Below are 13,642 nucleotides of genomic sequence, written 5' to 3' on the forward strand. Positions count from 1 at the left end.
TGCTCGGGCGTGGGGGAGGGCAGCCGCTCATGGTGCTCCGATCGATGCCGCGTCGGCCCGGATGGTCGACGGAGGTGCGACCCTACTCGCGGACCTCGGGGACGGACGGGTCGCCCGCCTCGTCGTCCGTCGCGTCCCGACGCGACCGCTCGCGCACCCGCTCGATGTGCGAGCGCACCGAGAGCCTCGTCGCGTACCGCGACACGGCGTACGTGGCGATCGAGCAGCTGAGGGACGATCTGGGGCCGGCGCCGATCCAGGCGGCGGAACCGGCCCGACCGGCCGCCGCGTCAGGTGCGGCGCTCGGTGCGGACGGGCTTCAGCCGGGTCGGGGCGTCCGCCGCCGGGATCCACGTGCAGGTGAAGGTGCCGGAGTAGCCGAAGAGGAAGCCGAAGCGGTCGTTGCGCACCTCGAGGTCGACGTGGAAGGCGCGGTCCTCCTCGGACCAGCGCTCGCGGAGCTCCGCCCGGCCGCTGAGGAGCATCGGGAAGCGGAACGACACGGGACCCTCGTGGAAGCGCTGGGCGTCGGAGCGGAGCACGAGCCCGCCCGCGTCGTCCACCTCCAGGTCGAGGTCGACCGCGAGGTGCTGGTGCGTCCCGAGGTAGTCGAGCACGCGCCCGTCGTCGAGCACCATCGTCGCGTCGAACCGCACCGGCCGCCCGCCGGCTCGGCGCCGCGGCACCTCGTAGGAGCGCACGAAGGTCACCGTCTCCCGGCCGAGGCCGTCCCGGTAGGGGTAGTTCTCGATCACGAAGGGGACGTCGCGGCCGACATCGGGCACGAGGACGTTCCGGAGCCGGCCGATCTGCAGGAAGGGGACCGTCCACCAGGGGCCCCGGCGGATCACCGACATCACGCCCGTGCCGATGCACGCCTCGCCCGCGTCGAGGCCCACGCCGAAGCGCCGCTGCATCATCGGGTGGAGGCGCGCGAAGTCGGCACCGAGGGCCTCCTCGAAGATCGACGTCACCGGGTCCCCGTCCCGGGCTCGGGCAAGGCGGCCAGCGACTCCGGCGCGGCCCGCAGGTGGTCGGCGTCGCGGCGCCCTCCCGCCGGCGCTCGGCGGCAGCGGCCCGCGCGCGGGCGGTCCCGGCGCCAGACGGCGAGGACGTGGAGGAGCGTCCACCGCTCCGGCTCCACGCCGGTCTCCAGCCAGATCCGGAGCCGGTCGAAGCTCCACGCGGTCGCCCAGCCGAGCAGCGGGCGCACGACGAGGTCGAGCGGTCCCCAGCCGGGGTCGTAGTCGTAGCCGGTCACGAAGCGCGTGCGCCCGTCGCCGAGCGGCACGTAGCGCCAGTAGCCGCGGCCGGCGCGGATGGGGGAGAGGCGGTCGTCGGTGGAGAAGCGGAGGGCGGAGGTGCGGGTGCCGTCGCGGCCGCGGCGGTCGCCGATGCTGATCCCCGTTCCGTGCACGTCGTGCACCGGCGTCCGGCGCACGTAGGCGAAGCGCACGGCACCGGTCGGGTCCGGATCCGTCGGCGTGATGGAGGAGAAGCGCACGTCCCAGCGCACGTGCTGGGTGGGGTCCTGGGTCGCGGCCCACACGCGGTCGACGTCCGCGGCGATGGTGGTCTCGACGTGGATCTGCCGGCGCGTCACCCCGGGAGCCCTTCCGCGTCCCGGCGCGACCGCTCGCGCACCCGCTCGATGTGCGCGCGCATCGCGGCGGCCGCGGCCTCCGGGCCCTCGGCGACCGCGTCGATGATCGCGCGGTGCTCGTGCACGGCGTCGTCGGCGTCGTGCACGCCGGTGCGCATCGTCTGGCGCATGCGGTGGACGCGGGTGGAGATCGCCTCGGACATGTCGAGGAGGAACGGGTTGCCCGTGGCCTCGAAGATCCGGTGGTGGAAGTCCCAGTCGACGACGAAGTAGTCGCGGATGAGGCCGACCGGCATCTCGGCGCCGTCGCCGGCCGCGCGGATCCGCCGGGTCGTCTCCTCGTGCGCGGCGAGCGCGTCCTCGAGCGCGGGGACGAGGCGCGCGGGATCCGCGGCCGCCAGCGCCGTCGCCCCGCCCTCGAGCACGACGCGAGCGTCGAAGAGCGCCTCGAGCTGCTCGCCGGCGATGGGCGGCGCGACCCGGTAGCCCTTGTGCGCCTCGCGCGCGACGAGCCCGGTGCGCTCCAGCTGCACCAGCGCCTCGCGGACGGGCGTGGGGGAGACGTGGAGGTCGCGGGCGATCTGGTCGATGGCGAGGCGGGAGCCGGGCTCCATCGCGGATCCCATGAGCATGTCGAGCACGAGGTCGTAGACGCGGTCGCGCAGCCCCTGCCGCGCGGGCATCGCGGTCGCGTCGAACGGGAGGCCGGTGGTCACCAGGACAGTCTGCCGTCAGCGGGAGGCGTCGGGCGCCGGGCGGGCCGCGGCGCGCGCGTGCACCTCGTCGAGGATGGCGGCGACCGCCCGCGGGTCGTGCGCGAACCGGCCGAGGAACAGGCCGTCGACGTCGTCCCCGATGCGCGTGAGGAGGCCGGGTCCCGCGCTGCCGCCGTAGATGACGGCGGATCCGGGGTGCGCGTCGAGCGACCCCACGTGCGCGCGCAGCTCCCGGCACACGTCGCGGATGTGCGCGTCCGACGCGGGCTCGGCCGCGCCGATCGCCCACTGCGGCTCGTAGGCCACGACGATCCGGCCGCCGTGCCCGTGCTCCGCCGCCAGCGCGAGCGCGTCGGCGAGCTGCCGGACGCACTCCCGGGCGGCGTCCGCCGGATCCTGCCTGGCCTCCTCGCCGAGGCAGACGATCGGCACGAGCCCCGCCCGCAGCGCGGCGTCCGCCTTCCGCCGCACGACCTCGTCCGTCTCGCCGAAGAGCCGCCGCCGCTCGGCGTGCCCGACCTCGACGTGCGTGCCGCCGATCTCCCGGATCTGGCCGCCCGAGACCTCGCCCGTGAAGGCGCCGGCGTCCTCGGCCGCGAGGTCCTGCGCGCCCACCGAGGCGAGGCCGTCGAGGATCCCCACCGCGGCCGGCACCGACAGGTACGACGGCAGCACCACGAGCTCGGCCTCGCCGCCCGTCGTGGCGGGGTGCGTCCGCACGATCGACGCCACCGCGTCGCACCACGCGACTGTCTCGGCATGGCCCAGGTACATCTTCAGGCTCACGCCGATCACGACGGGCGGCGCGGCCGCGGGAGCGGTCACGCGCCTACTTCGCCTCGTACGCGCGGATCTCGTCGACCTTCTCGGCCGACGCGCTCGACGTGTCGAACTCGTACGTCAGCCACTCGCGCACGTTCCGCCGCGCGAGCTCCAAGCCCACGACCCGCTGGCCCATGCAGAGCACCTGCGCGTCGTTGGAGAGCACGCTGCGCTCGACGGAGTACGAGTCGTGGGCGGTGACGGCGCGGATCCCCGGGACCTTGTTCGCCGCGATCGCGACGCCGAGCCCCGTGCCGCACACGAGCAGGGCCCGGTCCGCCTCGCCGCGGGCCACCATCTCGGCTGCCGTGGTCGCGACGGTCGGGTAGGCCGTGTGCCCGTCTGCGTCGACGCCGACGTCGACCACCGAGACCACGAGGTCGCTCGCCTCGAGGTCGGCCTTGAGGGCCTCCTTGTGCTGGTATCCGGCGTCGTCCGAGCCGACGACGATGCGCCATGTCCTGGTCATGCTGTCCTCCTCCATGCCGTGCTGCTGCCGGTGCCGGTGGATGTCACCGGTCGGCGAGGCTCACCTGTCGACGAGCACGCGGCCGACGGCCGCGGTGATGAGCGCGAGCGAGATCGCGCCCGGGTCGGCGGTGCCGACGGAGCGCTCGCCGTGCGAGCGGGCGCGTCCGATGCCGGGCTTCAGGGCGGCGGTCGCGTCGGCGGCCTCCTGGGCGGCGTCGCTCGCGGCGGTCCAGGCGTCGGCCAGCGATGCGCCGGATCCCACCCGCTCGGCGAGCGCGTCCGCGAACGGCACCAGCGCGTCGACCATCGTCTTGTCGCCGAGCGCGGCCTTGCCGTGGCCCATGACGGCGTCGCGCGCGGCCGCGACGCCGGCGGCCACGGCCTCGGCGGTGACGGGATCCGCGTCCTCGTCGTCGAGCGCGTCGCCCACGGCCTGCAGGATGAGCCCCCACAGCGCGCCCGAGGTGCCGCCGCCCTTGTCCGACCAGGCGTCGCCCGCGAGCCGGAGCGCGGTGCGCGCGCCGGCGCCCTGCTCGACGGCCGCGGCGCAGCGCTCGGCGGCGGCGCGGGATCCGCGCAGCATGCCGATGCCGTGGTCGCCGTCGCCCGCGACCGCGTCGAGGCGGCCGAGCTCGTCGGCGTGCTCGGCGACGACCGCGTGCACGGCGTCGAGGGCTCCGGAGATGCGCGTGGCGGCCTCCCGCGAGGCGTCGGTCGCGTCGGGGATCGCGGCGTCGACCTCGTCGTCCTCGCGCGCGTCGACCTGCTGGAGGGCGGATCCGTCGAACGCGCCGCTGCGGAACGCCGGGGTGTCCGCGGGCGCGGTCCAGAGCCGCTCCAGCTCCTCGTCGAGCCAGAACAGCGTGAGGGACGCGCCCGCCATGTCGAAGCTGGTGCAGAACTCGCCGACCTGCGGATCCACGAGCGTGACGCCCGCCTCCTCGAGCAGGTCCGCGACGCGCGTGAACACGACGAACAGCTCCTCGTTCTTCACGGATCCGAGCCCGTTGAGCACGGGCACGACGCGCGCGCCGCGCACCTCGACCCCGTCCGGGACCTCGGCGTCCGCGAGCAGCTTCGACACGAACAGCTCGGCCAGGCCGTCGGCGGACGGGATGTCGGTCTCGTCGATGCCGGGCTCGCCGTGGATCCCGAGCCCGATGGCCATGCGCCCCTCGGGCACGGAGAACAGCGGCTCGTCCGCGCCGGGCAGCGTGCAGCCGGTGAAGGCGACGCCCATCGAACGGGTGCGCGCGTTGGCGTGCCGGGCGACGCGCTCGGTGTCGTCGAGGTCGTAGCCCGCGGCGGACGCGGCGCCTGCCGCCTTGAAGACGGTGAGGTCGCCCGCGATCCCGCGGCGCTTGGCCTGCTCGTCGGGCGATGCGCTGAAGATGTCGTCCGTCACGACCACGGTGCGGCAGTCGATGCCGTCGCCCCGCACGCGCTCCTGCGCGTCGTCGAAGTGCAGCACGTCGCCGGCGTAGTTGCCGTAGAGGAGGAGCGCGCCGCGGCCCTGCTCGCTGGAGCGGATCACCGACTCCACCTGGTGCGCCGACGGCGAGGCGAACAGGTTGCCCATAGCGGCGCCGTGCGCGAGGCCCGGACCGACGAGCCCGCCGAACGCGGGGTAGTGGCCGGAGCCGCCGCCGATGACGACCGCCACCTCGGGCTCGGCCGAGCGGGTGGAGCGGGAGACGCCGCCGTGCACCCGCCGGACCCATCGCCCGCTGGCGCGCACGAAGCCCGCCGTCATGTCGTCGGCGAAGTCCGCGGGGTCGTTCCAGAGCCGGGTCATCCGTCAAGTCCTCCTCGTCGAGCACGCGATCGTGATGAGGAGATCCTATAGGATATTGGATCCTTCGCCTACGGCCCGGCGCGGCCGGACCCCGGGCTCCTCTCGCGGCGTCATCCGGGTCCGTCGCGAGCGGGATCGCCCGGCCGCGCCCCACGGGGGAGGGGGGGACCAGGGTCTCCTTCAGGTACGTGCGGGTACACGATCCTTCCTGCGAACGTAATGAGGATCACGTGATCCTGCATGATCCGGCCAGGCCATTGACCTCTCGCGGCGCGACCCGCTACAAGGGCCCCCGCCGCGACCCGCGGGCCGCCCCGCGGGCGCCGGCTCGACGCCGCACCCGGCAGGCGGAGGCTCAGCGGCTCGCGGCCGGCCGGGAACCGTCCGCGCCCGGGTCGCGCTCGAGCTCGTGCGCCAGCGCGTCGAGCTCCGCGCCGCCGGCCATGAGGTGCGTGAGCTCGCCGAGCGTGATCTCGTCCTTCTCGAACGTGCCGAGGCTGGATCCGCGGGCGAGCAGCAGGAACCGGTCGCCCACCGGGAACGCGTGGTGCGGGTCGTGGGTGATGAGGACCACGCCGAGCCCCCGGTCGCGCGCCCGGGCGATGTACCGCAGCACGACGCCCGACTGCTTCACGCCGAGCGCGGCGGTCGGCTCGTCGAGGATCAGCACGCGCGCGCCGAAGTGCACGGCCCGGGCGATCGCGACGCACTGGCGCTCGCCGCCGGACAGCGTGCCGATGGGCTGGTCCACGTCGCGGAGGTCGATGCCCATCCGCGCGAGCTGCTCGTGCGCGATCGCCTTCATGGCCGTCACGTCGAGCCGGCGGAACGGGCCCTTCCCCTTCGTCATCTCGGAGCCGAGGAAGAAGTTCCGCCAGACGGGCATGAGCGGCACGACGGCGAGGTCCTGGTAGACGGTGGCGATGCCGGCCTGGAGCGCCTGGCGCGGGGATCCGAGCACGACCGGCTCGCCGTCGAGGAGCATCGTGCCCGCGCTCGGCGCGTGGACGCCCGCGAGCAGCTTGATCAGGGTGGACTTGCCGGCGCCGTTGTCGCCGAGCACGCACGTGACCTGGCCGGCCTTCACGACGGTCGAGACGCCCGTGAGCGCGGTGACGGCTCCGTAGTCCCGGCCGACGTCGCGCACCTCGAGGATCGTCGTGCCGGCGGTCATCGCCCGCCTCCCGCGCGTCGGCGCACCTGGTCGTTGAGGAGCACGGCGGCCAGGAGCATCCCGCCGAGGATCGTGCGCAGCCAGTTCGTGTCCCACTGGGCGAACGTGATGCCCTGGAAGACCATGCCGTAGATGAGCGCGCCGAGCGCCGCGCCGATGGCGGAGCCGAAGCCGCCCGTGAGCAGGCACCCGCCGACGACGGCGCAGATGATGTAGATGAACTCCTGGCCGACGCCCGTGTTCGCCTGCACCGTGGAGGTGCGGAACAGCGAGATCATGCCGACGAGCCAGGCGGCCCCCGCGGTGCCCATGAAGAGGCCGACCTTGGTCCGGAGGACGGGGACGCCCACCTGCCGGGCGGACTCCTTCGCGCCGCCGACCGCGAGGATCCAGTTGCCGGCGCGGGTGCGCAGGAGGATCCAGGTGGCGACCGCCGTCACGAGGAACCACCACGCGACCGAGACGTAGAAGCCGCCGCCGCCGATCTGGATGGACGAGCCGAAGATCGGCTGGATGTCGTCGTAGGAGGGCACCTTCGTCATGCCCTGGATCGCGACCTGGCCCGTGATGGCCTTCGTGACGGCGAGGTCGACGCCCGCGAGCGCGAAGAACGTGCCGAGCGTCACGATGAAGCTCGGCAGCCCCGTCTTGACCACGAGGAACCCGTTGAGGGCGCCGATCGCGAGGGCCGCCGCGAGCGAGACGAGGACGGCGACCCAGATGCTGAGGCCGTAGTGCGAGGTGAGGATCCCGACGACGAGGGCCGAGAAGCCCGTCATCACGCCGGCGGAGAGGTCGAACTCGCCGCCGATCATGAGCATCGCGACGGCCACCGCCATGATCCCGAAGGTCGAGGCCGACTCGAGCCACACGCCCGCGCCGGCGAGGGTGAGGAACTGCGGCGTGTAGAGGGAGAAGAACACCAGCACGGCGAGCGCGGCGACGAGGGCGCCGATCTCCGGCCGGGCGAGGATCCTGCGGATGGGCCTCCTCTCGAGGCGCGGCCTCGTGGGCGTCGTCGCGGCGGGGGTCGTCATCGGCGGTGCTCCTGGTCGGGGTGGGGCGGTCGGCGGGCGGCGGTCAGCGCGGGGGTGAGGTCGGTGCGGCGGCCGCGGGTCAGCGCGTGCCGTCGGCCGCGTGGACCGCGACCTCGGCCGCGTTCTCGCGGGTCACGAACGCGGGGCCCGAGTAGACGGGCTGGCCGCCGCCGATCACGGTGCCGTTCGTCGCGTCCAGCTGCAGCGCGGTGATCCCGAGGAACCCCTGCACGTAGGGCTGCTGGTCGACCGCGAACAGGATCGCGCCGGACTCGACGTCGGCGACGACGTCCTCGCCGATGTCGAAGGTCGCGACCTGCGCCCGGCTGCCGGACTCGGCGACGGCGCCGACCGCGTCGATCGCGTACTGCCCGCCGAGCGTGAGCACGCCGTCGAGCGAGGGATCCGCCTGCAGCTTCGACTTGATCGTCGCCTTCACCTCGGCGTCGTTGGTGCCGTCGACCTGCAGGTTCGTCATGCGGCCCCCGAAGGCGCCGGCGGCGGAGCGGCAGCGCTCCTCGTGGCCCACGTTGCCGGCCTCGTGGATCACGCACAGCACGTTCCCGAGGCCCGCCTGGCCGAGGCGCTCGCCGACGGCCTCGCCCGCGACGGTCTCGCTCTGGCCGATGTGCGCGATGGCGCCGAACTCGGCGGAGCGCTCCATCCCGGAGTTGATGGTGACGACCGGGATTCCCGCGGCGACCGCCTTCTCGACGCTGTCGCGGAGGCCGTCGGGGTTCGCCATCGACACGACGATGCCGTCGGTGCCCTGCGCGACGGCGCTGTCGATCAGCTGCGACTGGCGCGCGGGATCCGGGTCGCCCGTGTACGTGACGGTGGCGCCGTAGTCGCCGCCCGCCGCCTCCGCGCCGGACTTCACGCGGTCCCAGAAGGTGTCGCCGGGGCCCGAGTGCGTGACGACCGCGAAGGAGAGGTCGCCGTCGCCGGACGCCGGCGCGGGGGCGGGATCCTGTCCCGTGCCCGCGCAGGAGGTGAGGAGGAGGCCGGCCGCGATGGCGAGGCCGAGCGGGGCGAGGGACCTGGTCTTCATCGAGCGCTCCTTGTCGGGCGGGCACCCGTCCGGACGCGCGCATGCCGCGCGTCGCCGTCGGGGGAGCCGGTCGACCGACCCGAAGGACAAGTCTGCGCCCTCCGCGGGCCCGCTCGCGCCGCGGGCGTCCCGGGACCGCGCCGCGACTCGAACGGGACGGCGCATGACGACCCGGTGACGATCCGGTGACGAGCCCCCGTCCGGGGCGTCCTCCGGCCTACGCTCGACCGGGATCCCCCGGGCGGGGGAACCGCGACGCCGAGGGGGACGACGCCATGACCGACACCGAGACCGCACCCGCATCCGCACCGGGGGAGCCCCGCTCGACGGCGGCCCGCCGCCTCGCCCGGCCGCTCGCCGTCGCGACCGCCCTGGCCCTCGGCCTCTCCGCGCTCGTCGCGTCGCCCGCCGAGGCGGCGACCGTGTCCATCGCCGACGTGCAGGGCACCGGCGCCGCGACCCCGTTCGCCGGCCGGGTCGTCACGCTCGAGGGCGTCGTCACCGCCGACTACCGCGGCACGAGCGGATACGCGGGGCTGGTGATCCAGACCCAGGGCTCCGGCGGCGCCGTCGACGCGACGCCCGGCGCCTCCGACGGGATCTTCGTCTACCTCGCGAGCGCCGACCCGGCCGTCCGGATCGGCGACCTCGTGCGCGTCACGGGCACCGCGTCCGAGCGGCAGGGCCAGACCCAGGTCGCCGCGACCGCGACGGACCTCGTGCAGGCCGGCGTCGGCGTGCCCGCCGCGACCCCGCTGCCCGACACGCTCCGCGGCGCCGACCGCGAGTCGCTCGAGAGCATGCTCGTGACGCCGACAGGCGACTACCGCGTCGGATCCGCGCACCAGCTCGAGAACTTCGGCACGCTCTGGCTGAGCGCCGGCGCCGACCTCCCCGTCAAGGCGACCGACGTCGTGCGGCCGGGCGCCGAGGCCGACCGCATCGCCGCCGACAACCGCGCGCGCCGGCTCCTCCTCGACGACGGGTACAACATCCAGCTGTCGAATGCGGCGTACCCCGCGGGCGCGACGCAGCCGTACTACACGGCCGACCGCGTGGTCCGCAACGGCGACGTGCCCGTGTTCCCGGCCACTCCCTACGTGCTCGCGTACGGCTTCGACGACTGGCGCCTCCAGCCCACGACCCCGATCACCTCGCTCGACGCGGCCGGTCGCGTGCCGACCTTCACGAGCGGGAACCCGCGGCCCGCGTCCTCGCCCGAGGTGGGCGGCGACGTCCGCATCGCCGGGTTCAACGTCCTCAACTACTTCACGACGCTCGGGGAGCGCGGCGCCGCCACGGCGGAGGAGTTCCAGCGGCAGCGGGCGAAGATCGTCACCGCCATCACCGGGCTCGACGCGCAGGTCGTGACCCTGATGGAGATCGAGAACAGCACCCGCTTCGGCGAGCCCGCGGACACCGCGACGGCCGACCTCGTGCGCGGCCTCAACGACGCGGCCGGATCCCGCGTGTGGGACTACGTGCGCACGCCGGCCGCGCTCGCGAGCACGCCCACCGACGAGATCCAGAACGCGATCATCTACCGCACGGACGCGGTGACGCCCGTCGGCGCCGCCGCCACCCAGATCGACGAGACCGTCTGGGGCAACGCCCGCGAGCCGATCGCGCAGTCCTTCCGCGGCGACGACCAGACCTTCACGGTCGTCGCGAACCACTTCAAGTCGAAGTCCGGCTCGGGCACGCAGCCCGCCGACGGCCAGGGCTTCTTCAACGCCGACCGGGTCGCGCAGGCGAAGGCCGTCGCGCGCCTCGCGGCCGAGCGGCAGGCGTCGAGCGGATCCGACCTCCTCTACCTGCTCGGCGACTTCAACGCGTACTCCGAGGAGGACCCGATCCAGGCCCTCCGCGACGCCGGCTTCGTCGACCTGGTGCCCGCGAAGGCCCCCGGCGAGCGCACCTACTCCTTCGACGGCGAGGTCGGATCCCTCGACCACGTCCTCGCCACGCGCGTCGGCGCCGAGCGCGTCACGGGCGTCGGCGTCTGGGACGTCAACGCGCCCGAGTGGGCGGCGCGCGAGTACGGCGGGGCCGCGACCGACGGATCCAGCGCGTTCCGCTCCAGCGACCACGACCCGGTGAAGGTGGGCCTCGACACGGTCCGCGACGCGTCGACCCTCGTCGGGTACGCCGACCGGCTGCTCGTGCGCAGCGGTCAGCCGGTGAGGTACTCCGTGCAGCTCCAGGCCGGCGGGGCTCCCGTGGCCGGCCGCGTGCACGTCCTCGACCGGGGCCGCGCGATCGCCTCCGTCGACGTCACGGCCGACGACGCGGGCCGCGCGACCGTCACGCTGCCGCGGCTCTCCCGCGGGATCCACCTCATCACCGCGAGCTACGCGGGCGATGGCGCGGCGAAGGGGTCGAGCACCGTCTGGCCGTCGATCGTCCTCGTCTGGTAGCCCGCGGCCCCCGCGTGGAATGCGCGGGGGATGCGGCCGGTTGGACCCCGAGACCGCACGAACCGAGCACGAGAAGAGGACGCACCATGGCCACCACCGAGCTGACCGCCGAGAACTTCGAGAGCATCGTCGACTCCAACGGCATCGTCGTCGTCGACTTCTGGGCCGACTGGTGCGGCCCCTGCAAGCAGTTCGCGCCCGTCTTCGACAAGTCGAGCGAGAAGCACGCCGACATCGTCCACGGCAAGGTCGACACCGAGGCGCAGCAGTTCCTCGCGCAGCAGGCGAACATCTCCGCCATCCCGACGCTCATGATCTTCAAGGACCAGACGCTGATCTTCAGCCAGGCCGGCGCCCTGCCCGCCCCGGCCCTCGAGTCGCTCATCGAGGAGGTGCGCGCCGTCGACGTGGCCGCCCTCAAGGAGCAGGCCGCCGCCGAGGCCGCGCAGGCGACCCCCGGCGCCAGCGCCGACCCCACCGCGATCTGATCCGCGCCTGATCCGCGCCCCGCGGCCCCTCCCCATCGGGGAGGGGCCGTCCGCGTCCCCACGGCCCGCACCGCCGCCGTCCGCCGAGCACCCCACGGATACGATTGCCCCGATGACCTCCACGCCTTCCGCTCCCGCCGGATCCGCCGCTCCCGCGCTCGCCCCCGCCCTCGAGCGCCTCGGCACGGTCTTCGGGTACGACGCCTTCCGCGGCGACCAGCAGGAGATCGTCGAGCACGTCATCGGCGGCGGCGACGCGCTCGTGCTCATGCCCACGGGCGGCGGCAAGTCGCTCTGCTACCAGATCCCGAGCCTCGTCCGCGAGGGCACGGGCGTCGTCATCTCGCCGCTCATCGCGCTCATGCAGGACCAGGTCGACGCCCTCCGGGCCGTCGGCGTCCGCGCGGCATTCCTCAACTCCACGCAGGATCTCGAGACCAGCCGCGAGGTCGAGCGCGCCCTGCTCGACGGCCAGCTCGACCTGCTGTACCTCGCCCCCGAGCGTCTCATCCTCGACCGCATGGGCCGCCTGCTCGACGAGGCGCCCATCGCCCTGTTCGCCATCGACGAGGCGCACTGCGTCTCCCAGTGGGGCCACGACTTCCGCAAGGACTACCTGGCGCTGTCCATGCTCCAGGAGCGCTGGCCGGAGGTGCCGCGCATCGCGCTCACCGCCACGGCCAACGAGGCCACCCACGCCGACATCACCGCGCGCCTCGGCCTCCAGGACGCGCGTCACTTCGTCTCCTCGTTCGACCGGCCGAACATCCGCTACCGCATCGTGCCCAAGGCCGAGCCGCGCAAGCAGCTGATCGACCTCATCCGAACCGAGCACGCGGGCGACGCCGGCATCGTCTACTGCCTGTCGCGGAAGACCGTGGAGCAGACGGCCGAGGCGCTGAACAAGCAGGGGATCACGGCGCTGCCGTACCACGCGGGCCTCGACGCGGCCGTCCGCCAGCGCAACCAGGCGCGCTTCCTCCGCGAGGACGGCATCGTCATGTGCGCCACCATCGCCTTCGGCATGGGCATCGACAAGCCCGACGTGCGCTTCGTCGCCCACGTCGACTTGCCGAAGTCCATCGAGGGCTACTACCAGGAGACCGGCCGCGCGGGCCGCGACGGCCTGCCCTCCACCGCCTGGCTCGCCTACGGCCTGCAGGACGTGGTGCAGCAGCGCCGCATGATCGACCAGTCCGAGGGCGACGCGCAGCATCGCCGCCGGCTCTCGCAGCACCTCGACGCGATGCTCGCGCTGTGCGAGACCGTCGGCTGCCGCCGCGTGCAGCTCCTGCGCTACTTCGGCGAGGAGACGGGTCCGTGCGGCAACTGCGACACGTGCCTCGAGCCCGTCGAGACGTGGGACGCCACGGTGCCCTCGCAGAAGCTGCTGTCCACGATCGTCCGGCTGCAGCGCGAGCGGAACCAGCGCTTCGGCGCCGCGCACCTCATCGACATCCTGCTCGGCAACGAGACCGACCGCGTCCGCCAGCAGGGGCACGACCAGCTCGCCACCTTCGGCATCGGCGGGGAGCTCACCGACGTGCAGTGGCGCGGCGTCGTGCGCCAGCTGCTCGCGCAGGGCCTCCTCGGCGTGAGCGACGACGGCTACGGCACGCTCGTCATCACCCCGGGCAGCGGCGACGTGCTCACCGGATCCCGCCAGGTGCCCATGCGCCAGGAGCCGGAGCGCATCGTGCGCGGCCGCGGCACCCGCACCACGCGCGCCAAGGGCGGCCAGGTGGTCGACCTCCCCGAGGAGGCCCAGGGCCTGTTCGAGGCGCTCCGCGCGTGGCGGTCGGAGCAGGCGAAGGAGCAGGGGGTGCCCGCGTACGTGGTGTTCGCCGACGTGACCCTGCGCGAGGTCGCGACGGTGCGCCCGGAGGATCTGGGGCAGCTCTCGGGGATCACGGGCGTCGGCCAGAAGAAGCTCGACACCTACGGCGAGGGGCTGCTCGCGGTCGTCGCGGCGGGATCCGCGACGGCCGACTAGGGAGCGCGGGCGGCGGCTGGAGCGGCGGGTCCGGCGGGGATCCCGCGGCGGATCACCGGCGTCCGACGGGGAGGG

The 13,642-nt window shown here is 74.1% G+C and carries 12 protein-coding genes; 3 read left to right on the forward strand and 9 right to left on the reverse strand.

The window, feature by feature from the left end:
- Nucleotides 1-290: 290 nt before the first annotated feature.
- The 9 genes from BFL37_RS14295 to BFL37_RS14335 all read right to left on the reverse strand — a co-directional run bounded on the left by BFL37_RS14295 (nt 291) and on the right by BFL37_RS14335 (nt 8,669).
- Complete coding sequence (locus tag BFL37_RS14295) at nt 291-974, reverse strand: DUF4166 domain-containing protein (protein WP_086515771.1); 684 nt, start codon at nt 972-974, stop codon at nt 291-293.
- Nucleotides 971-1,603: an SRPBCC family protein gene (locus BFL37_RS14300; RefSeq protein ID WP_086515772.1), complete on the reverse strand. Its 633-nt coding sequence runs from the start codon at nt 1,601-1,603 to the stop codon at nt 971-973. Before BFL37_RS14300 ends, BFL37_RS14295 begins: the two co-directional genes overlap by 4 nt.
- Nucleotides 1,600-2,319: a GntR family transcriptional regulator gene (locus tag BFL37_RS14305; RefSeq protein ID WP_241534104.1), complete on the reverse strand. Its 720-nt coding sequence runs from the start codon at nt 2,317-2,319 to the stop codon at nt 1,600-1,602. Before BFL37_RS14305 ends, BFL37_RS14300 begins: the two co-directional genes overlap by 4 nt.
- A gap of 15 nt (nt 2,320-2,334) precedes the next feature.
- Complete coding sequence (locus tag BFL37_RS14310; RefSeq protein WP_277620515.1) at nt 2,335-3,144, reverse strand: triose-phosphate isomerase family protein; 810 nt, start codon at nt 3,142-3,144, stop codon at nt 2,335-2,337.
- 4 nt (nt 3,145-3,148) lie between these two features.
- Nucleotides 3,149-3,610, reverse strand: coding sequence for a ribose-5-phosphate isomerase (locus tag BFL37_RS14315; protein WP_086515773.1), 462 nt, complete (start codon nt 3,608-3,610; stop codon nt 3,149-3,151).
- A 60-nt stretch (nt 3,611-3,670) separates the two neighbouring features.
- Complete coding sequence (locus tag BFL37_RS14320) at nt 3,671-5,407, reverse strand: dihydroxyacetone kinase family protein (RefSeq protein ID WP_086515774.1); 1,737 nt, start codon at nt 5,405-5,407, stop codon at nt 3,671-3,673.
- A 355-nt stretch (nt 5,408-5,762) separates the two neighbouring features.
- Nucleotides 5,763-6,581 (reverse strand): ATP-binding cassette domain-containing protein, encoded by an 819-nt coding sequence (locus BFL37_RS14325; RefSeq protein WP_086515775.1) that lies wholly within the window; start codon nt 6,579-6,581, stop codon nt 5,763-5,765.
- Nucleotides 6,578-7,618: an ABC transporter permease gene (locus tag BFL37_RS14330; protein WP_086515776.1), complete on the reverse strand. Its 1,041-nt coding sequence runs from the start codon at nt 7,616-7,618 to the stop codon at nt 6,578-6,580. The genes BFL37_RS14325 and BFL37_RS14330 overlap by 4 nt, the downstream gene beginning before the upstream one ends.
- Before the next feature lie 79 nt (nt 7,619-7,697).
- Nucleotides 7,698-8,669: a sugar ABC transporter substrate-binding protein gene (locus BFL37_RS14335; RefSeq protein ID WP_086515777.1), complete on the reverse strand. Its 972-nt coding sequence runs from the start codon at nt 8,667-8,669 to the stop codon at nt 7,698-7,700.
- Nucleotides 8,670-8,944: 275 nt separating this feature from the next.
- Here BFL37_RS14335 and BFL37_RS14340 point away from each other — a divergent pair, with 275 nt between their 5' ends.
- From BFL37_RS14340 to recQ, 3 genes are all read left to right on the forward strand, one after another.
- Nucleotides 8,945-11,086 carry an ExeM/NucH family extracellular endonuclease gene (locus tag BFL37_RS14340; protein ID WP_086515778.1) on the forward strand — a complete coding sequence of 714 codons (2,142 nt, stop codon included), beginning with the start codon at nt 8,945-8,947 and terminating at the stop codon, nt 11,084-11,086.
- 86 nt (nt 11,087-11,172) lie between these two features.
- Complete coding sequence (gene trxA / locus BFL37_RS14345; protein WP_012037481.1) at nt 11,173-11,574, forward strand: thioredoxin; 402 nt, start codon at nt 11,173-11,175, stop codon at nt 11,572-11,574.
- Nucleotides 11,575-11,686: 112 nt separating this feature from the next.
- Complete coding sequence (gene recQ, locus BFL37_RS14350) at nt 11,687-13,567, forward strand: DNA helicase RecQ (RefSeq protein ID WP_086515779.1); 1,881 nt, start codon at nt 11,687-11,689, stop codon at nt 13,565-13,567.
- Nucleotides 13,568-13,642: the final 75 nt, after the last annotated feature.

The sequence above is a fragment of the Clavibacter michiganensis genome, assembly GCF_002151125.1.
In the GTDB taxonomy this organism is placed as follows: domain Bacteria; phylum Actinomycetota; class Actinomycetes; order Actinomycetales; family Microbacteriaceae; genus Clavibacter; species Clavibacter michiganensis_C.